General features: G+C 62.6%; 18 protein-coding genes. 8 read left to right on the top strand and 10 right to left on the bottom strand.

Annotated elements, in window-relative coordinates; all coding sequences use genetic code 11:
* Nucleotides 1-53: 53 nt before the first annotated feature.
* The 3 genes from ACPWR9_RS22740 to ACPWR9_RS22730 all read right to left on the bottom strand — a co-directional run bounded on the left by ACPWR9_RS22740 (nucleotide 54) and on the right by ACPWR9_RS22730 (nucleotide 3,234).
* Nucleotides 54-875 carry a DUF72 domain-containing protein gene (locus tag ACPWR9_RS22740; protein WP_426300956.1) on the bottom strand — a complete coding sequence of 274 codons (822 nt, stop codon included), beginning with the start codon at nucleotides 873-875 and terminating at the stop codon, nucleotides 54-56.
* A gap of 110 nt (nucleotides 876-985) precedes the next feature.
* Nucleotides 986-2,740, bottom strand: coding sequence for a chloride channel protein (locus ACPWR9_RS22735; protein WP_426301053.1), 1,755 nt, complete (start codon nucleotides 2,738-2,740; stop codon nucleotides 986-988).
* Between the two features lie 44 nt (nucleotides 2,741-2,784).
* Nucleotides 2,785-3,234 (bottom strand): MarR family winged helix-turn-helix transcriptional regulator, encoded by a 450-nt coding sequence (locus ACPWR9_RS22730; RefSeq protein WP_426300954.1) that lies wholly within the window; start codon nucleotides 3,232-3,234, stop codon nucleotides 2,785-2,787.
* A 261-nt stretch (nucleotides 3,235-3,495) separates the two neighbouring features.
* Here ACPWR9_RS22730 and ACPWR9_RS22725 point away from each other — a divergent pair, with 261 nt between their 5' ends.
* Complete coding sequence (locus ACPWR9_RS22725; protein ID WP_426300952.1) at nucleotides 3,496-3,735, top strand: hypothetical protein; 240 nt, start codon at nucleotides 3,496-3,498, stop codon at nucleotides 3,733-3,735.
* Nucleotides 3,736-3,881: 146 nt separating this feature from the next.
* Here ACPWR9_RS22725 and ACPWR9_RS22720 read toward each other — a convergent pair whose 3' ends face one another.
* Nucleotides 3,882-5,105 carry a porin gene (locus ACPWR9_RS22720; protein ID WP_426300950.1) on the bottom strand — a complete coding sequence of 408 codons (1,224 nt, stop codon included), beginning with the start codon at nucleotides 5,103-5,105 and terminating at the stop codon, nucleotides 3,882-3,884.
* A gap of 504 nt (nucleotides 5,106-5,609) precedes the next feature.
* Here ACPWR9_RS22720 and ACPWR9_RS22715 point away from each other — a divergent pair.
* From ACPWR9_RS22715 to ahpF, 7 genes are all read left to right on the top strand, one after another.
* A complete protein-coding gene (locus tag ACPWR9_RS22715) occupies nucleotides 5,610-6,422 on the top strand; it encodes an N-formylglutamate amidohydrolase (RefSeq protein ID WP_426301051.1) in 813 nt (270 codons plus the stop codon).
* Nucleotides 6,419-7,216, top strand: a complete 798-nt coding sequence (locus tag ACPWR9_RS22710; protein WP_426300948.1) for an IclR family transcriptional regulator — start codon at nucleotides 6,419-6,421, stop codon at nucleotides 7,214-7,216. The genes ACPWR9_RS22715 and ACPWR9_RS22710 overlap by 4 nt, the downstream gene beginning before the upstream one ends.
* Nucleotides 7,217-7,310: 94 nt before the next feature.
* A complete protein-coding gene (locus ACPWR9_RS22705) occupies nucleotides 7,311-8,840 on the top strand; it encodes a YfcC family protein (RefSeq protein ID WP_426300946.1) in 1,530 nt (509 codons plus the stop codon).
* A 66-nt stretch (nucleotides 8,841-8,906) separates the two neighbouring features.
* Nucleotides 8,907-10,142, top strand: a complete 1,236-nt coding sequence (locus ACPWR9_RS22700; protein ID WP_426300944.1) for a helix-turn-helix domain-containing protein — start codon at nucleotides 8,907-8,909, stop codon at nucleotides 10,140-10,142.
* Nucleotides 10,143-10,196: 54 nt separating this feature from the next.
* Nucleotides 10,197-10,865, top strand: coding sequence for a hypothetical protein (locus tag ACPWR9_RS22695; protein WP_426300942.1), 669 nt, complete (start codon nucleotides 10,197-10,199; stop codon nucleotides 10,863-10,865).
* A gap of 147 nt (nucleotides 10,866-11,012) precedes the next feature.
* Nucleotides 11,013-11,576 (top strand): alkyl hydroperoxide reductase subunit C, encoded by a 564-nt coding sequence (ahpC, locus tag ACPWR9_RS22690; protein ID WP_426300940.1) that lies wholly within the window; start codon nucleotides 11,013-11,015, stop codon nucleotides 11,574-11,576.
* 169 nt (nucleotides 11,577-11,745) lie between these two features.
* Nucleotides 11,746-13,335 carry an alkyl hydroperoxide reductase subunit F gene (ahpF, locus tag ACPWR9_RS22685; RefSeq protein ID WP_426300938.1) on the top strand — a complete coding sequence of 530 codons (1,590 nt, stop codon included), beginning with the start codon at nucleotides 11,746-11,748 and terminating at the stop codon, nucleotides 13,333-13,335.
* Between the two features lie 73 nt (nucleotides 13,336-13,408).
* On the opposite strand, the gene ACPWR9_RS22680 is transcribed toward ahpF, so the two are convergent.
* From ACPWR9_RS22680 to ACPWR9_RS22655, 6 genes are all read right to left on the bottom strand, one after another.
* Complete coding sequence (locus ACPWR9_RS22680) at nucleotides 13,409-15,067, bottom strand: ABC transporter permease (protein WP_426300936.1); 1,659 nt, start codon at nucleotides 15,065-15,067, stop codon at nucleotides 13,409-13,411.
* A gap of 6 nt (nucleotides 15,068-15,073) precedes the next feature.
* Entirely contained in the window at nucleotides 15,074-16,012 is a 939-nt protein-coding gene (locus ACPWR9_RS22675) for an ABC transporter substrate-binding protein (RefSeq protein ID WP_426331125.1), read from the bottom strand.
* A gap of 39 nt (nucleotides 16,013-16,051) precedes the next feature.
* On the bottom strand, nucleotides 16,052-16,717 hold the full coding sequence (locus ACPWR9_RS22670; protein WP_426300932.1) for an ABC transporter ATP-binding protein: 666 nt from the start codon (nucleotides 16,715-16,717) through the stop codon (nucleotides 16,052-16,054).
* A gap of 53 nt (nucleotides 16,718-16,770) precedes the next feature.
* Nucleotides 16,771-17,907 (bottom strand): porin, encoded by a 1,137-nt coding sequence (locus ACPWR9_RS22665; protein WP_150681831.1) that lies wholly within the window; start codon nucleotides 17,905-17,907, stop codon nucleotides 16,771-16,773.
* A gap of 103 nt (nucleotides 17,908-18,010) precedes the next feature.
* On the bottom strand, nucleotides 18,011-19,312 hold the full coding sequence (locus ACPWR9_RS22660; RefSeq protein ID WP_426300930.1) for an ATP-binding protein: 1,302 nt from the start codon (nucleotides 19,310-19,312) through the stop codon (nucleotides 18,011-18,013).
* Nucleotides 19,313-19,315: 3 nt separating this feature from the next.
* A complete protein-coding gene (locus tag ACPWR9_RS22655) occupies nucleotides 19,316-20,020 on the bottom strand; it encodes a response regulator (RefSeq protein WP_426300928.1) in 705 nt (234 codons plus the stop codon).
* Nucleotides 20,021-20,217: the final 197 nt, after the last annotated feature.

The following is a 20,217-nucleotide window of genomic DNA, read 5'->3' as shown; positions in this document are numbered from 1 at the left end:
GTTGTTGTGCGTCGTCCGAAAACTTATATTTCGGCTCTGGGAGAAATCAGCGGTTACAGACGCTCGATCATCGCCATCGCGGCAGCGGGATTGCGCTCTTTGAAGCCGCTGATGACATACAGGTAGACATCGCGGCCTTTCACTTTGGGCGGGGTGCCGGAGACGGTGTCGAGATCGGCGGGCATGCCGCCGTTGGCGAATGTCTTGGCGCGCTCGATCCAAGTGGTCATGGCTTTGGGGGCATAGCCGAGTTTGTAGCGCTCTTCGGTCCCCATGATTCGCGCATAGACAAATGGTGCCGTGATGTCGGCAATGCACGGAAATTCCGCGTCGCCTGCCAGCACGACGGCCGCCTTGTACTTCCGCGCCAACGCGATGAACTCGGGCGCCGCGAAACTCTCGTGCCGTACTTCGAGCGCGTGGCGGATTGGGTGACCGCCCGCCGAAGTGGGTAACAGGTTAAGGAAGGTTTCGAAGTCTTCCGCGTCGAATACTTTGGTCGGTGCGAACTGCCAGTTCACCGGGCCAAGCTTTTTGCCAAGTTCCAACACGCCACTATCGAAGAATCGTTGCACCGATTCCCCGGCGTCGGCAAGCACGCGGCGATTCGTGGCGAAGCGCGAGGCCTTCACCGAAAACACAAAGTCGTCCGGAGTTTCGTCGTGCCAGTTGCGAAACGTCGCGGGTTTTTGCGAGCCGTAGTACGTGCTGTTGATTTCGATCGAGGTGAGATGTCGGCTGGCGTATTCGAGTTCGCGGCGCTTGGGCCATTTCTCGGGATAGAACGTGCCTTGCCATGGTGCGAAGTTCCAGCCGCCCACGCCGATACGAATGCGGTGGCCGGTGGAGACGTCTTTCGATTTCGAAGCTGCCATCGGGAAAGGGCGCGAGAGGCGCGTTCGGGTGACGAGTGTCCCGATGGTGAGACACCCACACGGCGCGCGTCAATGGAGGCGACACGCGCAGTGTGGGTATTGCGGCGAACTTAGTTGTGTCGGCGTCCGAGATGAAGCATGCGCTCGCGCACTTGCTCTTCGGCACGCCAATGCTCGGCCGGTTTGACCAGATCGCTGCGGCTGATGATGCCGATGAGACGGCGTGACGTGGCGTCGGCCACAACTGGCAGACGCTCCAGGCCGTGGGCGGCAAAGCGCGCCGAGACGATGCGTCCGGTCTCGCCGGGCAACGCCACGAGCGGCGGATTCACGCCGTACAACTGGCCCAGCGTTTGCAGACCGTTGTCTTGTGCGCGGGTGAGTGCTTGCCGGTCAACCATGCCCAGCACCGCATGCGTAGCGTCGGTCACGGGATACGCGCGATGACGCTGACCGGCGCCGAAAGCCTGCGCGGTGGCATCGTCGATGGACATCGCCGCCGACAGGGCGACAGGCTCGCGCGTCATCAGCTCGCCGACGTGCAGACGCTCAAGCGGATCGACACCGTATTCGCGATGAATGTGGCGTCCACGTCGCGCAATCTTCTCGGTCATGATCGAGCGCGGCATGATCCAGATACTTACGCCGTAGGCGACGCCGCAAGTGAGCAGAAGTGGCAACAACGCGTTCACATCGTGCGTCAGGCCGAGCGCAAAGACGATGGCTGTCAGCGGCGCACCGAGCACGCCCGCAAGCGTGGCCGCCATACAAATGAGCGCCCAGAGCGAAACGTCGCCGCCCGGCAACACCGGCGCGAGCAACGTGCCGAGTCCGGCACCGATCATCAATAGCGGGGCCAGCACCCCGCCCGACGTGCACGAGCCCAGTGCGATGGCCCAGATAACCGCCTTGACCAGCAGCAGCGCGAGCGCTGCATGCATCGTGAAGTGCCCCGCGAGCAAGTCGGCAATGACGTCGTAACCGACGCCCAGTGCGCGCGGCTGCAAATAGCCGCCGATACCCACGGCGAGGCCGCCGATGGCGGGCCACCACATCCAATGCACCGGCAGCTTGTGAAACGCGTCTTCGATGGCGTAAAGCGCACGCGACATGCCTGCCGACAACACCCCCGCGCAGACACCGGCAATCACACAAGACACGAGCGCGATCGGTACCACGGGCGGTGTCGTCATCGGGAACAGCGGCCCGGCTTCGAGCATCAGGGGCCGGGCAAAACCAGCAACGGCGCATGCCACGATGACCGGCAACAAACTGCGAGGGCGCCATTCGAATAGCAGTAACTCAACGGCGAGCAACACCGCAGCGACCGGCGTGCCGAAGACGGCGGTCATCCCGGCGGCTGCCCCGGCAACGAGCAGCGTCTTGCGCTCGGCGGCGCTCAGATGGAACGCCTGTGCGATGAGCGAGCCGACCGCGCCGCCCGTCATGATGATCGGGCCTTCGGCCCCGAACGGTCCGCCGCTGCCGATGACGATGCCCGACGACAGCGGTTTGAGCACTGCCACGCGCGGCGACATCTTGCTCTTGCCGAAGAGAATCGCTTCGATCGCTTCAGGAATACCGTGCCCGCGAATCTTGTCGCTGCCGAAGCGTGCCATCGCACCGACGATTAACCCGCCGATTACTGGGAGCGCGATAACCGCCAGCCCTAACGTGTTGTGCGCTGGGGAGTTCGGCGCGAAGGACAGCGTCTGATAGAAGAACAGGTTGGTGAAGCCCTGAATCAGATGCAGCAGCAACCACGCAGCAGGCACGCCGCAGAAGCCGATGAAAGCCGCCAGCGCAATGAGCCGAGGCAGCCCCGGCGTTTGCGCAAAATCGCGCGCATGCGCAGGCGGGGCCATCGGAGAAGTCGTATCGGAAACGGATGACATGAACTGGCCGTTGCTTACAGGTGAACGCCACGAATGTGGAAGATGTCCGCGAACGTCGTCAGTTCGTTGCGGTGTTGTGCGGCAAGTTTGGCGAGGCACGCTTCGCCCACAGACGAGAGATGCACTTCGACGACGCGCCGGTCGCTCTCGTTTTGGCGACGTGTGACGAGCCCGGCCTTTTCGCATCGCGCGACGAGTGCGACCACGCTGTGATGCACGGCTTGCAGGCGCTCCGCTAATTCACTAATCGACGCCCACTCGCGTCCCGGTATACCTTTCACGTGCAGCAGCAACAGATACTGTTGCGGCGTGATGCCACCTTCTCGCGCGGCCGTCTCGCTGAAGTTCAGAAACCGGCGCAGGCGATAGCGAAATTCCGAAAGCGCCTCGAAATCGCTCTTGTTCAGGGCGTCGGCCGTGATGGGGGCCGGGTCGTTGGCGGCAGGCGAAGTGGCGTGGGTCATGATTGAATGGGTTTCGAATGGGTTCTGAATAGGTCGAAAGCGATTAGTAACGAAGCATAGGCCCGAAAGCGCAAAAATATATCACGACACGATATATTTTTCGGGCTTAGGGATAGCCGGGGATGACAAAGCGGGGGCGGGGCGTGCAGAATCGCAAAAAAACGAGACTCAGTAGTGACTGGAACTCGATCCCCGCCGAGACGTCGCCAAATGTGGTGACGAGCGCCGTCCGAGCGGGCCGACCTCTGACAGGGAGGAGACATGGCTTCCACGGTCCGGCGCCACTGGCGTGCGGGTACGTTGTTGTTGATTTCGGTGGCGTTGGGCTCGACGGTCGCCGCTTATCACTACGCCACAGGCTTCGAGCTTGGTGGCGGTGTCTTTCAGCAAATCGGATTCGGACGGGCTGACGCAGCGCCAGTGGCGCAAGCGCGCGGCGCGCCGCCGTCGGCGTGCGAGGGCAGCGATTGCCCGCCTCGTGTGACGACCACTTCACACTGATGCACTGACGCATCGACCACTCATGCACTCACGCATTTGCACTGCGTGCCAATGCGACGATGCCCGCACGAGACTCATCTCATGCGGGCATCGGTACGGCCCCCGTTGTGGGCGGCCGTCAGTATCAACGGTGAGTGGGATTCCGCTTAGAACGTGTGACGCACGCCGATGGTCATGGCGCTTTGCGTGGCATCGCGTCCCGGTGCACCGCCGGTCACACCCGGGTTGTACATATTCCACGCACGCAGGTTCGCGAAATACGAGTAGATGTCGGTGCGCTTGGACAGGAAGTAATCCACCCCGACGTTGAACTGGAGCAGGCGGCCGGTATCCGGAGCGCCGACGAACGAATAGCGCGAATGCAGCACCGCGCCGACCAGTTCAAGGTTCGGCAGCACCCAGTAGTTCACACCCACGTCGAACACATTGGTCGCATTGTTGTTCGAGCCAGCGGCGGCGAAAGCCCCGGTGCTTGCCGCGCTGGTGAACGTGGTGGCGAACGGTGCCGAAGTGCCGCCAAAGCGTGCGAGCGGTTGCAGCGTGCGCGACCACGAGGCGTAGATGCGCGCCTTGTCCCACTTGTAGCTCGTACCCACCATCCACGTGCGGATACATACGTCGCCCGCATGTCCGTATGCCGGATCGCACCCCGCACCTGAACTTGCGCCCACGTCGCTCGACGAGTTGGCCGCAGCGGTGCCCGTGCCCAGGCGCGATTGCCAGTACCCGAAGCCAATGCCGAAGCCGCCATATTTGTAGTTCGCGCCGAAGCCGAGCGACTGACCCGTCGACATCGAGCCCGGCGTGCCGCCGAAGCCGTACGTCGCGTTGGCGGTCAGGCCGCGGAAGTCAGGCGAGTCGTAGCGAATCGAGTTGTTCGAGCGGTTGCCGCCAACCCGATCGAGATTGTTGTCGTGCACGCCGTTGATGAACGTGCCTAAGTTGTAGACGCTCGAGTACCACGTGGCGATTTCGTCGATGTAGTCCTTGCGGCGGCCCAACTGCACCGTACCGTACGGGCTCGACAGCCCAACGACCGACGTGCGTCCGAGCGGCAGGTTGCCTTGCCCGGCCGTCCCATTGGCGACCGAGAAGCCCCCTTCGAGGATGAACAGGGCTTTCATGCCGCCACCCAGATCCTCCGTCCCCTTCATGCCCCAGCGCGACTGCTGAAGATCGCCGCTATCCACGCTGAATCGGTTGCCAGTTGCCGTACCGCTCGGGCCAGCGACCTTGCTGACGTACGTGACCCCGCTGTCGAGCAAGCCATAGATCGTCACGTTCGATTGCGCGAATGCCGATGCGCTCAATACGGCCGTGCTCAGGCCCAGAACTGCCAAGCGTGCGATTGGCCATGCCTTGTGATTCATATCCCCCCTCCGGGTGTTTTTGAGTGATTTGTTCGAATGTTTTAATAATTAAAACGACGTTTTGAAAATTATCGATTCGAGTGAGGCAAGCCGTCAACCGCCGAGAAAAAATTACTGGCGTGAGAATGGCGAGGATTCGACAAGACATGCATTTCAATGATTGAAACGCTTGAAATTCAGAAGGTTTTGATGCGATAACGAGAGGCTCGTCAATGATCGCCGGGCAAAAAGGTCATCGAGGGTGCTTGACCGGCCAAATTTTTTGAGGCTTAATTTTTAATACGTTGTTTTAATAAATAAAACATTGGCGTTTCGAAGCGATTGGGAGAGGTGGTTTCCGGTCGCGAAGTTGCGGTCAAGAGGTTGGAAAAAATTTCGATGGTGACGCAAGAAAACAACAAAGCCGCTTCCCAGCGTGCGCAGGTGGCGGGCCCGACGCTGGTGTTATCCGCCTCAGCCCATGCGGCGTACTTCGTCACGCCCGCGCAAGGGGCGTCGCTGCCGATGGTGTTCGACTCGCCGCACAGCGGCATCGAGATACCTGAGGACTTCGGCACGATTGCGTCGCACGAAGCGCTCCTCTCCGGTTGGGACGCTTTTGTCGACGAGTTGTGGGCTTGTGTGCCTCGCCATGGCGGCACGTTGATCGGTGCGAAGTTTCCGCGCACTTATATCGATGCCAACCGCGCCGCGACCGATATCGATGCCGACATGCTCGATGCGCCGTGGCCCGGCCCGATCGTGCCGGAGAAGTATTCGGCGCGCGGTATGGGGTTGCTGCGTCGCTATGCGCTGCCGGGTATGCCCATGTACGACCGCAAGCTCACGGTGGCCGAAGTGCAGCATCGGCTCGACGCGTACTACCTGCCTTATCGGGCGGCGCTGGCCGACGCGGCGAATGCGGCCGTCGCAGAGCATGGTGCGCTGTGGCATGTCGACTGCCATTCGATGAAGTCGCGCGGCAATGCGATGAATGTGGACGAAGGCGTACAGCGTCCCGACATGGTCGTGAGCGACCGGCTCGGCACCACTGCCGACCCGGCGTTCACGACATGGGTGGCCGAAGCCTTGCGTGAGCTTGGCTATCGCGTGCAGGTCAATACGCCGTATCAGGGAGGGGATCTGCTCACCGCCGTGAGCGATCCGGCGAAACGCCGCTCCAGTTTGCAAATCGAGATCAACCGGGCGCTGTACATGGACGAAGCGCGCTTTGTGAAGCACGCGGGATTTGATACGCTCGGGCGCAATCTGGAAACGTTCACTGCTGCGCTGGCCCGTTGGGTGCAGGCGCAGCTAAGCCCGAAGGAAATCTCATGAACTACATCGTCGATTCCGTCGACAGCGCCCTTAAGCTGCTCTCGCTGGTGGCCGAGCACCCGGGGCTGGGGGTGACCGAGCTGTCGAATCGCTTGGGCATCAACAAGTCGCGCACGTATCGCATGCTGTGCACGCTGGAGCACAACCGCTTCGTGTTGCAGGACGAGCGCACCACGACTTACGCGCTGGGGCCGCAGGCATTCGTGATCGGCGTGGCGGCGTCGCAGCAGAACATTCTCGTGCGGGCTGCGCAGAAGTCGATGCTGGTGCTCAATCAGGCAATCAACGAGACGATTGTGCTGCGTGTGCGCGAGGGACTCGAAACGGTGTGCGTCGCACGTTGCGAGACCACGCACCAAGTGCGCTCGGTAGGTGCGGTGGGCAATCGCCGTTCGATCAGCTCTGGGGCGTCCGGCAAGTTGTTGCTGGCGTTCGCGCAGGATGCGATCCGCAATGAGTTTTTCGCGCGCATGAAGCATTTGCCGGCGGCGGCCGAGCCGATGGCGTTCGCCGAAGAACTGGCGGCCGTCACACGCAAGGGCTATGCGATGAGTGCTGGCGAAGTGACGAGCGGTGCGGTGGCGATTGCCGTGCCGGTGCGCGATGTGTCGGGCGAAGTCGTCGCGGCCATCTCGATCTCAGGGCCGGAAGCTCGTATTAGCCGCATCGAAATTCCCGACTACTTGGAGCGTCTGCAAGCGTGCAGCCGCGAGATTTCGGCAGAACTCGGGTACGTCGGCACCGCCGGTGCCGCTGCATCCAACGCCGCACCGCCCGCGAACCGGGTGGCATAGCGCGTCAGTTGCCCGCTGGCTCCGCAAGAGAGCACGGGCAGGGCGCAGCGCGACGTCATTTCACAAACACAACGAGACAACAGGCAGGACTTCCATGACAGCGCTTGCGCCGACGCCCGTCGACGGGCATTCCCATTCCGCTTCGCTTCCCGCGTCGGCACCGGGTCACACGGGTGAGGCTGCCCACGCCGATCGAGGCGACGGTACCTCCGGCCGAGAAGAGAAACCGCACGGCAAGATGCTTCATCCGGTGGTGATGATGCTCTGGGTGTTGATCATGGCGGTCGCCATGACGTGGTGGGTCGACGCGGGGCGCTTCGAGCGCGCAGGCAAGCTGGTCGTGCCGGGCACGTATCAGGTGGTGCCGAAGACGCACGACGTGAGCATGCTCGTCGCACCGAAGGCGACGCACAGCACGCCCGAGCAGGCCCAGCCCGCCAACGTGGTGTCGGCGTTTCTCGCCGTGCCGCAGGGCCTGGTGAAGAACGCGCCGCTCATTTTCATGGTGATGTTCGTCGGCGGCATGTTCGGCGTGATGCGCAAGACCGGTGCCATCGATGCCGGTATCGACCGCCTGCTGCAACTCACCTCCGGCAACATGTACGTGCTGGCCCCGTTGCTGATGGTGTTGATCGCGCTGGGCAGCACGTTGCTCGGCTTCATCTCGGAATATCTGGTGGTGATTCCGATGGTGATGGTGCTCACGCGGCGCTTGGGGCTGTCGAATCTGTTTGCAGTGGCGCTCGTGGCGATTGCCGCGAAGATCGGTTACATCGCGTCGGTGACCAACCCGCTCGCACTGGCTGTCGCGCAGCCGCTAGTGGGGTTGCCGTTGTTCTCCGGGCTTGGCCTGCGCGTGGCGATTTTCGTTGTCTTCCTCGCGCTGGGTATCGCGTATTTCCTTTGGCACGTGTATCGCAGCGAGTATCGGCTTGCCGATGCTCGTGCGCATATGCAGGAAGTGGCGCATCTGCACGCGCGGCTCTCGGGGCGGCATAAGGCCACGTTGCTCGTGCTGGCGGTTGCGGCGGCCATGCTCGTGTACGGCACGCGTGAATTGAAGTGGGGCAATCTGGAGTTGTCGGCGTTCTATGTGCTGACGAGTCTGGTGACGGCGGTCGTGGGACGGCTCGATTCGCGCACGGCGGCCGATGCGTTCGTCGAAGGTCTCAAGGGCATGATGCTTGCGGGGCTGTTGATCGGCTTGGCGGCGTCCGTCGAAATCATTCTGCACGGAAGCTATGTGCTCGATACGCTCATCAACGACTTCACGCAGATGGTGCGCGGGCAATCGGCTGTCGCCGTGGCCAATGGGTTGATGGGCGTGCAGATGGCGTTGGACGTGTTTATTCCGTCGGTGTCGGGCAAGGCTGCCGTGAGCATGCCGATCATCGGACCGATTGCGCAGCTCTCGGGGGTGAGTCCTCAGACGTCGGTGTTGGCGTTCCTGCTGGGTGGTGGCTTGACCAACATGATCACGCCGACATCGGGGATGTTGCTGGCCTACTTGGCGACGGCGCGCGTCGGTTTCGGCCAGTGGCTGAAGTTCATTCTGCCGCTGTTCTTCGTGCTGCTGATTCTCTCGGGCGGGGCGCTCGCTTTTGCGGTGTTGAGCGGGTATTGATCGCAGTCATTGGCGCGCAAGCCAATGCGTTGAAGTCCAGCGATGCGCGCAAGGTAATATCGCGCGATGGACTCCCTGATTGCTGCCTCCGCCCGGGCACTGGCCGCCGGTGACCCGTTGGGTGCCTTGCAGCGCGTTGCGCTGCGAGACGACCCGCCTGCGCTCGCGCTGCGCGGTATCGCCATGGCGCAGCTTGGCGAGTACCCACGTGCGCGCGAGTTGCTCAAACGTGCCGCGCGCCGCTTCGGTGCGAACGAAGGCATGGCACGCGCGCGTTGCATCGTCGCCGATGCCGAAATCGCACTCGCCATGCGCGACTTCAGCGGATCGCTGCGCGCACTGCAAACTGCTGCCGCCACGCTCGATACCCACGCCGATGCCGCCAACGCCATGCTCGCGCGGTTGGTGATGGCCCGTCGTCTGCTGCTGCTCGGCCGTCTCGATGCGGCCGCGCAAGCGTTGCACGACATCGCCGTGCAAAGCGCACCCGTCCCCGCACGTCTCGTCGCCGTTTTCGAGCTAATTGCGACGGAATTCGCGTTGCGTGCACTGCGCATCGACGACGCACATGCCGCCATGGCCCGCGCGCAATCGGCCGCCGATGCCGCCAACGTGCCAGCGCTAACCGCCGAACTCGCGCAAGTGCGCACAGTGTTGTCGCGGCCAGTGGCGCGCTTGTGGCATCCCGATACCGAGCAGGTGCTGCGCTTGGATGATGTCGCGCACTTGCTTAAGTCCGGGGCGCTCGTGGTCGATGTTTGCCGTCGTGGCGTAAGCGCCGGTAACACGTGGCGACCGCTGGCACGTCGTCCCGTCCTTTTCTCGTTGATTCGCTGCCTGGCACAGGCGTGGCCTGCCGATGTTGCCCGCGAAACCCTGATTGCGGATGCCTTCGGGTTGCGACGTGCCGATCAGATCGATGAGACTCACCGCGCCCGTCTTCGCGTGGAAATTGGCCGCCTGCGCGCCCTGCTCAAAGGCGTGGCGTCGATTGACGCGACCCCGCGAGGCTTCGTCTTGCAAAGCACCGATGAACGCAACGTCTGCGTGTTGGTGCCGCCCATCGACGATGAATTTGCGTCGGTCATCGCGTTGCTCTCCGATGGGGCCGCATGGTCGACGTCGGCCATCGCGCTCGCGCTCGACGCCAGTCAACGCACTGTGCAGCGGGCGCTGTCGACGCTGCATGAGGAAGGGAAAGTGCGCGCGGTGGGGCAGGCCAGAGCGCGGCGCTGGGTGTCGCCGCCGCTGACCGAATTCACGACGATATTGTTACTCCCTGCTGCGTGGTCGTTTAGCTAAAGTGACTTCACACCCTGGGGCCCCGGGCATGTGAACCGACAACTGGAGTTGACTATGACGAGCAAACCCCTGCAACGCAGCCGCAGCGAATCCGTGACTGCTGCCGATATCCTCTGCGAATACGGCCCGTTCAACGGCGCGGATCGCATCAACGGCGTAACCTTCGACGGCGAATCGGTCTGGGCATCCACCGGCCCGCATCTGGTCGCCTTCGACCCGGCCAACGGACAAATCCGCCGCACACTCGACACGCCGGGCGACGCGGGCACCGCGTTCGACGGCAAACATATCTATCAGATCGCCGAGACGCGCATCGACAAGATCGACCCGAAGACGGGCAAGGTCATTCACACGATTCCCGCGCCGGATAGCGGCAGCAGCTCAGGCCTGACATGGGCCGAAGGGCACTTGTGGGTCGGGCAGTATCGCGACCGCAAGATCCTGCAACTCGACCCCGAGACCGGACGTGTGCTGCGCAGCATCGAGTCGGATCGCTTCGTCACCGGCATCACATGGGCAAACGACGAGCTTTGGCACGGCACATGGGAGAACGATGAGAGCGAACTGCGCCACGTCGACCCGGTCAGCGGTGAAGTGCTCGCCCGAGTGGTCATGCCCGAAGGCATCGGCGTGAGCGGTCTCGAATACAACGGGATCGACCGCTTCTTCTGCGGCGGCGGCATGAGTGGCAAGGTGCGCGCTGTACGGTATCCGCAGCGCTAAAACAAAACTGACGGTCGCAGTACGTGGGCGGAGGCTATCGACGGCGATAGCCTCTGCCTATTTCATAGATTTCAATAATCAATTTCTATTGTTCGATAGCATTCGGCATACTGGCAACACTTTCCACCCAGTCAGAGAGACAACGACATGCCGATCATCAACACCCAGATCAAGCCGTTCAAAGCCACCGCTTTCCACAATGGCGATTTCACCACCGTGACCGAAGACACCCTCAAGGGTAAGTGGTCGGTTGTGGTGTTCTACCCGGCCGACTTCACCTTCGTGTGCCCGACCGAGCTGGGTGATCTGGCTGACCATTACGAAGAATTCAAGAAGCTGGGCGTCGAGATCTACAGCGTGTCGACCGATACCCACTTCACGCACAAGGCTTGGCACGACACGTCGGACACGATTCAAAAGATTCAGTACCCGATGATCGGCGACCCGACGCTCGCGATCTCGCGCAACTTCGATGTGCTGATCGAAGAAGAAGGTTTGGCCCTGCGCGGCACGTTCGTGATCAACCCGGAAGGCGAGATCAAGCTGTGCGAAATCCACGACAACGGCATCGGCCGCGACGCCAAGGAACTGCTGCGCAAGGTGCAAGCGGCCCAGTACGTGGCATCGCACCCGGGCGAAGTTTGCCCCGCCAAGTGGACGCCGGGCGCTGAAACCCTGAGCCCGTCGCTCGACCTGATCGGCAAGATCTAAGCATCACCGCAGCAAACGCCGCTCACGTCACAGAGCGGCGCCCTCCGCCGGCGCACTCGCCCCCCTGAACCGGGTGCGCCGGCACCTCTCCCGAATATCGACGTCGCCATCGCCAGCTTCACGCTGATGCGGTTGCCCCTGTTCACCCTATCGAGACGGATTACACGCCATGTTGGACGCGAACCTCAAAGCCCAGTTGCAAACGTACCTCCAGAAAGTCACGCGCCCGATCGAGATCGCCGTGTGGCTCGACGACAGCCCCAAAGCGGCCGAGATGAAGGCGCTGGTCGACGAGATCGCGCCGCTCTCGACGCGTATTGCTGTCGTGACACGCGATGACGCCAACGAGCGCCGTCCGTCGTTCGCGATCGGCGCGCCGGGTGAGGCACCGCGTATCCGTTTTGCCGGTCTGCCGATGGGACATGAGTTCACGTCGCTGGTGCTGGCGCTGCTGCAAGTGGGCGGCCACCCGGTCAAACTCGATGACGACACCATCGAACAGATTCGCGCACTCGACGGCGATTTCCGTTTCGAGACGTATATCTCGCTGTCGTGCCAGAACTGCCCGGAAGTCGTCCAGGCCCTGAACGTGATGGCGCTCATCAACCCGCGTATTCAGCAAGTGACCATCGACGGCGCACTGTTCCAAGGCGAAGTCGAAGCGCGTCAGGTGATGGCCGTGCCGACGGTGTTCCTCAATGGCGAGTCGTTCACGCAAGGCCGTACCAGCGTGAAGGAACTGCTCGCCAAGCTCGATACCGGTGCTTCGGCACGTGCGGCGAAGGCGCTTGAAAGCAAGCCCGTGTACGACATGCTGATCGTCGGCGGTGGCCCTGCCGGTGCGGCGGCTGCGATCTACGCCGCTCGTAAGGGCATCACGACGGGCGTTGTCGCCGAGCGTTTCGGTGGTCAGGTGCTCGATACGATGGCCATCGAGAATTTCATCTCGGTCACGCACACCGAAGGCCCGAAGTTTGCTGCCGCGCTTGAGCAGCACGTGAAGGCGTACGACGTCGATGTGATCGACACGCAGCGTGCCGAAGCGCTCGTGCCCGGCAAGATTCACGAAGTGCGCCTCGCGAGCGGTGCGGTGCTCAAGGCCCGTTCGATCGTGTTGGCCACCGGTGCGCGCTGGCGCGAAATCGGCGTGCCGGGCGAGCGCGACTATCGCAACCGCGGTGTGGCGTACTGCCCGCACTGCGACGGTCCGCTGTTCAAAGGCAAGCGCGTTGCTGTGGTGGGTGGCGGTAACTCCGGCGTTGAGGCCGCTATCGATTTGGCAGGCGTCGTCAAGGAAGTCACGCTGATCGAATACGGCACGCAGTTGCGCGCCGATGAAGTGCTCCAGCGCAAGCTGCGCAGCTTGCCGAACGTGCGCGTGCTGATGAATGCCCAAACCACCGAGATTACCGGCGATGGTCAGAAGGTGAACGGTCTGGTGTATCGCGACCGCGTCTCGGGTGAGACGACGACGGTGGAACTCGAAGGCGTGTTCGTGCAGATCGGTCTGGTGCCCAATACCGAATGGCTCAAGGGCACGCTGGCGCTGTCGCGTCACGGCGAAATCGAAGTCGATGCCAAGGGCGCGACGTCGATCCCGGGTGTGTTCGCCGCAGGCGACGTGACGACGGTGCCGTTCAAGCAGATCGTGATCGCTGTGGGCGAAGGCGCCAAGGCATCGCTGGGTGCTTTCGAGCATTTGATGCTCAGCTCGGTCGACGACGAAGTCGAGACGCCGCGCGAAGCCGTCGCCGCTTAACGATTGCATCGCCAGATGTGCAAAGGGGCAGCCGTGAGGCTGCCCCTTTTTTTCACTACAGCAACGTTAAATATCAGGCGTTCGCCGGTTTGCCTGCGAGGCGCGACGCGAGCATGAGCAACGTGCCGCTCACTGCCATCGACACCACCCCCATCGCCATACCCTGACCGATCGAGCCTTGCTCGAACTGTCGCCACACGAAGATCGAGACGGTTTGCACGCCGCTCGGTGCGAGCAGCAACGACGTGACCAACTCGCGCGAGGCAATCGCAAACACGATCATCAGCGATGCCGCGAGTGCGGGCATCACCAACGGCAGCGTAATGCGTCGCAGCGCGACACCGGCAGGCGCGCCGTGCACCCGCGCAGCGGCTTCAAGCGAAGCAGCCCTCTGACGCAAGGCGGCGCTGGTGTAACGCACCGGATATGGCAGCAGCAAGCAGCTGTACGAGAGCAGCAAGATTCCCCACGTGTTGTATGGCGTGACCGGCCAGAACGGCAGGTTCCACGCGAGGATCAGGCCCACGCCCACGACGATGCCCGGCAACGCATGCGGCAGCAGCGACAAGCCGTCGATCAGCACGCGGCCGCGCATGGTCGATTTCACCACGCACCACGCACACAAGAAGCCCAGCACACCCGTCACCAGCGACGTGCCCAGCGCGAGCGACAAACTCGTCGCCAATGCTTCAAGCCCTTCCGCACCTTGACCGAGCAGTGCCGCGAAATGCGCGGTCGTCAGGTTTGCCACCGACAAACCGCCCGAGAGCGTGCCGGAGAATGCCGTTGCCAGAATCGAGAACAGCGGTGCAACGGTGGCCAGCAACGCCACGGCACCGAAACCCACGATGACTGGCCACTGCCAGCGTCCGAGCGCTCGCGGCGGTGAGGCGATGGGCTTGCCCGTTTGCGTCTCGAAGTCCTTCCCCGCAGACAACCGATGCTGAAAGATGAACGCGAGCAGCGCAATCGTCGCCAGCACGACCGACAGAATCGAAGCCCCCGGCAAATCGATGGGCCAATCGGCAAAGCGGCCTTCGATAGATGTCACCAACACGGAGAATCCGGCACGTGCACCCAATGCCGCAGGGGCACCGAATTCTTCGATGGCCATCGTGAACGCCAACAGCAAACTCGCCGCAAACGCGGGCAGGGCCAGCGGCAGCGTCACGCGTGCAAACGCGCGCCATGCCGATGCGCCGTGCACACGCGCCACGTCGGCCAATCGCGAGCCGGTGGTGGCCAACGAGCGAGACACCGCGAAGTACACGACCGGGAAGATATTGAGCGTCATCACGAAGACGAGGCCCGGCAGCGAAAACAGGAAGCGTCCGGCGTCGAGACCGGTGAGCTGCTGCGCGTAACCGCCGGTTTGCAGCAACAGCATCCAGCCTAATGCCGCGAGATACGGCGGCACCAGAAACGGCAGCAGAAAGCACAGATCCCACACCCGCGCGTAAGGCACATGAAACAGCCCGCGCACGGCTCCGAGGGCACCGCCGACGAGCGCGGTGCCCAGCGCCACCGACACCCCGAGTTGCAGGGTGTTGCCGATGAGCGGCAACGTGCTGTCGTGCGAGAGCGTGGACCAAACGGCGGAGAAGGGCCCGGCAAACGAGCCCTGTGCGAGATGCGGGAAAACGGCCTGCAACAGCACGAACGCGACCGGTAATGCCACCACGACGGCGAGGGCTGCGACCGTCGCCGTCGGGAGGAGTCGGAACGATTTCACGTGAGCTTAGTGTTGGCCGTTGAGTTTCGCGAAACGGGCCAGCACTTCGGCGCGCGAGGCGCTCGACGACTGCGCGTCGCCCTGCGGCAGCAGACGCAGATCCTTGAACGAGGCACGCTTGATGGCGATGTCCTCACGTGCCGGAATCAGCCACGCTTCTGCCACCAGTTGCTGACCTTCGTCGGAGAGCACGTAGTCGATGAACTGACGCGCTTCGTTTTGCAGCTTCGACGTGTTCAGAATCATCATCGGACGCGGTGCAATCACGGTGCCGCTCGTCGGGAAGATCACCTTCACCGCTTCGCCACCCGCCGCTGCCGCATAAGCCACGTAATCGACCGCACCGAACACGGCCGCCTTTGCGCCTTGCAGCACCGGGTTGAGCGCCTGAGCGTTCGGGCCCGAGACGACCATGCCGTTTTGCTTCAGATCGTCGAAGAGCTTCCACGCTTCGCCGCCCAGGCGCGCTTGCAGGCCCAGCAGCAAGTCGGCCGATGCGCCGGACAGTGCCGGGTCAGGCATCGTCACGAGGTTGCGATACGCGGGCTTGGTCAGGTCGCGCCAGTCATGCGGCTCGGGCGTGCCCGACTTCGCATTCCACACGATGCCGAGCGCCGAGAGGCCCTGCGCGACGTAGTGCGTCGTCTTGAACGGGGCGGGTACGCGAGCGGCATTAGCGCTCTGGAACGGTGCGAGCCAGCCGCGCTTTTCGAGGTCTTGTGCGGTGTCCCACGAAGCGGAGATGAGCACGTCGGCACGCGGGTTGGCCTGTTCGGCTTCAATGCGTGCCATCACCTTGCCGGTGGTGGCCTGGAATACATCGACTTTAATGCCGGTCTTTTTCTCGAAACCCGTCGCAAGTTTCTTGCTCAGGTTGCCGGGGCCGGCGGTGTAGACGGTCAGCGCATGTGCGTGTTTTGCGCCGACACTTGCAGCAAAGGCCATGGTGAGTGTCGCGATAATTTTGCGGTGGAGCATTATGGGCTACCTCGTAATACGTTTGTCAACGCGCCCGTGGGCGAGGATTACGATCTGATCGGCCAGCGCTTCGGCTTCTTCACGGTCGTGGGTCACGTACACGGCGGTCGTGCCCAGACGCGAGAGCAGTGCGCCGATGTCGGTGCACAGGCGCGTTCTCAGATCGCGATCGAGGTTGGATAACGGTTCGTCGAAGAGCAGCAGGCGAGGGGCCGCGACGATGGCGCGTGCAAGCGCGACGCGTTGTTGCTGGCCGCCCGAGAGCGCTTGCGGACGGCGCGTGCCGTAACCGGCGAGGCCGACCAGATCGAGCGCCTCTTCCACGCGTTGTGCGCGCTCGGCGCGTTTCACGCCGCGCATCTCCAGCGGGAACCCCACGTTGGCCGCCACGCTCATGTGCGGCCACAGTGCATAGTCCTGAAAGACCATGCCGAGCGAGCGCAATTCGGGTGAGTGGCAAACGGTGCCGCTGGCGACCACGGTGTCGTCGAAGCGAATCTCGCCGCCGGTCGGCGCGAGCAACCCCGCGAGCAGCTTGAGCAATGTGCTCTTGCCGCAGCCTGAGGGGCCGAGCAGTGCGGTCGTGGTGCCGGCCGGGACGTCGAGATCGATGCCATCAAGTACGCGCGCTGCCCCAAATGTCTGGTGCAGCGCGCGCAACGAGAGGCTCACGCCTGTGTTTCCCGGCGACACGCCGCCTTGCGAAGGGCGTGTGTCGCGCGTCATCAGAACACGTGCTTGACGCCGGCCATCGTGCCGAACTGGTTCTTCCCGGCCACCACGTTGGTGCCGAAACCGTTCAGACCGAGGTCGGAGCCGTTACGGTTCACGACGTAGCCCATGTTGACGTAGACGTCGGTACGCTTCGAGAAGCTGTAGTCGGCGCTGACCTGGAACGACAACGGATCACGGTTCGTGCCGTAGAAGTTCTGGTACATGGCGGTGGCCGACAGGTCGAGCGCCGGCGTGGCGTGCCACGTGGTGCCCAGCCAGTAGTAGCTTGACGCTTCCACCGGGCTCTTGTTCAGGGCCGAGAGGTGGATTGCCTTGGCGTTCAGGTAGCGGTAACCCACGTACAGGTCGACGCTTTGCAGCGAGTACTGCACGGCCGCTGCGATACGGCGGTCGACGTTGCCTTCATAGCCGCCGACCTTCGAGGTCATGGCTGCATTCGGGAGCACCGAACCGCCATTCTTCTGGTCGTAAGCGATCACGAACGACAGCGGGCCGTTGGCGTAGCGCAGACCGGCGTCGATCACTTGCGCACGGCGGTTGTCGCCCGGCGTGGTGCTGGCCGCACCGAAGCTCACGTCGTCATAACCCTTCGAGTACTGCACCATCGCTTCGAAGGCGCCGAACTTGCCCGAGTAACGCAGGCTGTTGTCCAGACGGTCGGAGAACGCGGTGTCCTGCATCTTGATGGCGTAGACAGCGTTGTTGAGCGGGTTGAACTTGCTCACCCAGTCAAGGAACACGCCGCCCTGACGGCCGATCGAGACCGCGCCGAAGGCGCTGTTCGACAAGCCGACATACGCCAGACGGCCAAACTCGCGACCGCCCTGAAGGGACGTGCCGTTGCCGAGGTTGAAGCCGTTTTCGAGCAGGAAGAATGCCTTGTTGCCGCCACCGAGGTCTTCAGAACCTTTCAGGCCCCAGCGCGAACCGGCGAGGTTGCCCGAGGTGACACGCGAGAGGCTGACGGTGTTGCCGGCGGCGTTCTTGTCGGCGTTGGTGAGGAATTCGACACCCGAGTCGATCAGCCCGTAGAGCTGAACGTTTGACTGGGCCAAGGCGGGCATGGGCAGGCTGCTGGCAAGCGCCAGGCAGCACCCCGCCGCCGCAATGCGGAAGTTGGGTTTCATTACAGGAGTCCTCTTTGGGATTCAATTGAGCCGTCAGGTTAAGCGGCGAACATGTCGCCAACATGACAATTCATCGGCATCCGAAAGAGGACTGCGCTGTGGTTCAGGCCGTTGGGTTTCCCGGTAGCGTGATGGTGAAGCGTGCGCCGCCCAGCGGTGAGGTGTCGACACCCACCTTGCCGCCATGCAGTAACGCAATGCGGCGCACGATGGCAAGACCCAGCCCGAAGCCGCCGGTCGCACGGTTACGGCTGCTATCGAGCCGGTGAAAGGGCTCGAAGATGCGCGCACGATCCACAACCGAGATGCCTTCGCCGTCGTCGTCCACGTAGATCATGACGCTGCCGTCTTCGCAGGTTTTCGCACCGCATACGATGCGCCGCGTGGTGTGGCGCATGGCGTTGTTGAGCAGGTTTTGCACGGCACGTGCGAGCAACTTGGGTTCGACTTCGACACAATCGGCCCCGGGTTCGGCGCTGATATCGAGCGCAATGGAGCGAGACGCCAGCACCTCGGTGCAGTTGGCGGCGAGGCTGTCGAACATCAGCCGCAAGGACACAGCATGGCGTGTCGGCGGTGCCGTGATCTGATCGAGGCGGGCGAGCGAGAGCAGTTCGGTAACCAACTCATCCAGTTCGCGAATATCGCCTTTGAGCGCGGCGATGCGCTCGTTGGCGTCGGGTTCGTGGCGGCGCTGTTGCAGAATTTCGAGGCCGAAGTCGAGACGCGCGATCGGTGTGCGCAGTTCGTGCGACACGGCGTTGATCATCTCCTTTTGTGTGGTGATGGAGCGTTCGATACGCTCGGCCATCGTGTTGAATACGCTCGCGAGCGCAGCGAGATTCGAGAAGCGCGAGACACGCGCTCGCGAGCTGAAATCGCCTTCGCCGAAACGTGAAGCCGCACGGTTGAGCGACTGCACATCGGTCCAATACCAGCGCGACCAAGTAAGTACGGCGAGCAGGATCAGCAATGCCACGACGGTGTAGGCGAGGTAGTTGATCTGGCGCAGATTCAGGTCGGTGCCGGTCACGGAGGTGAGCACCCAGTCGGATTTCAGCAGGCGCACGGCGTAGTGATCGCCGTCGATGCCGTTGGCAACGACGAGGCCGTCCTCGAGATCCTTGCGGGCATATTCGAATGGGAGCGGCAGGCCCTTGAGCGGCTTGATCTCGATCTTGTCGTTGCCGTGCGATTCGAACTTCGCAATGAATGCGGGCCACTCCGATTCCGGCAGCTTTTCGAGCGACTGGTTAATGACCCAGACATACGCGCCCATTTGCTTCTGCGCAGACCGGTTCAGGATGTCGTAGAAGAAAAAGCCGAACGTGTTGTTGATCAGCAAGATGGCGGCGACGACAGCTAACGCGACCAGCCCATAGAGCTTCAGAAGAATGCGAAACATGAATCAACTCTCCCAGGCCGAGGGGCTGAAGAGGTAGCCCCGGCCCCAGACTGTCTTGATGCGCTGCGGCTCGCCGTCGGTGTCTTCGAAACGTTTGCGCAGCCGGTATATGCCGACGTCCACGGTGCGGTCGATACCGTCGAATTCGATGCCGCGCAGTTGTTGAAGAATTTCGTCGCGCGTGACCACGCGCCCCGCGCCCTTCGCCAGAATCAGCAGCAAGCTGAATTCGTTCGACTTCAACTCCACCGGCAGGCCGCGCCAGAACACCATGCGATCGCGCGGCACGATACGCAACTGTCCGAACGACAGACCGTCTTCGGTCGGCTCATCGATTTCCGCGAGCGGCACGGCGCGTCGCAGCAGGGCGCGTAGCCGGGCGAGCAGCAGCCGGGGTTCGACCGGCTTGACGACGTAATCGTCGGCACCGACTTCCAACCCCGCCACCTGGTCGTAGGTGTCTTCCCGTGCCGTAAGAATGAGGATGGGCGTCGTGCTCACTGCGCGGAGTTGGCGGCACACCTCCATGCCGTCCATGCCGGGCAGCATCAGATCGAGCACAACGATGTCGGGAGCGAAGGCGCGGTAGCGCTCCAGCGCACGCGCGCCATCTCCCACGACGGCAACTTCGAAGCGATAAGCGTGCAGATATTCGGTGACGAGTGCGGCAAGCCGCGCATCGTCCTCGACGAGCAAGACACGGTACATGGCCGTATTCCTTTCCTGTTGTGCTGTGCCGCGGCGTTTGGCGGCATTCCCGTGAGGCGCATTTTACTGCCCGGCAGCCCCGCCGGGCGGGCGTTTCAAACCTGTGAACAAACGAAAACATTTGTTCACAACTCTCCTAAATCGAATAACAGTCACGCCGCCGGTTCGCGCCTACCATGCGCTCACCTTGCAATCCG

It is taken from the genome of Pandoraea pneumonica, assembly GCF_049918595.1.
GTDB classification, from domain to species: domain Bacteria; phylum Pseudomonadota; class Gammaproteobacteria; order Burkholderiales; family Burkholderiaceae; genus Pandoraea; species Pandoraea pneumonica_A.
This window is presented reverse-complemented; position numbering and strand designations above follow the sequence as displayed.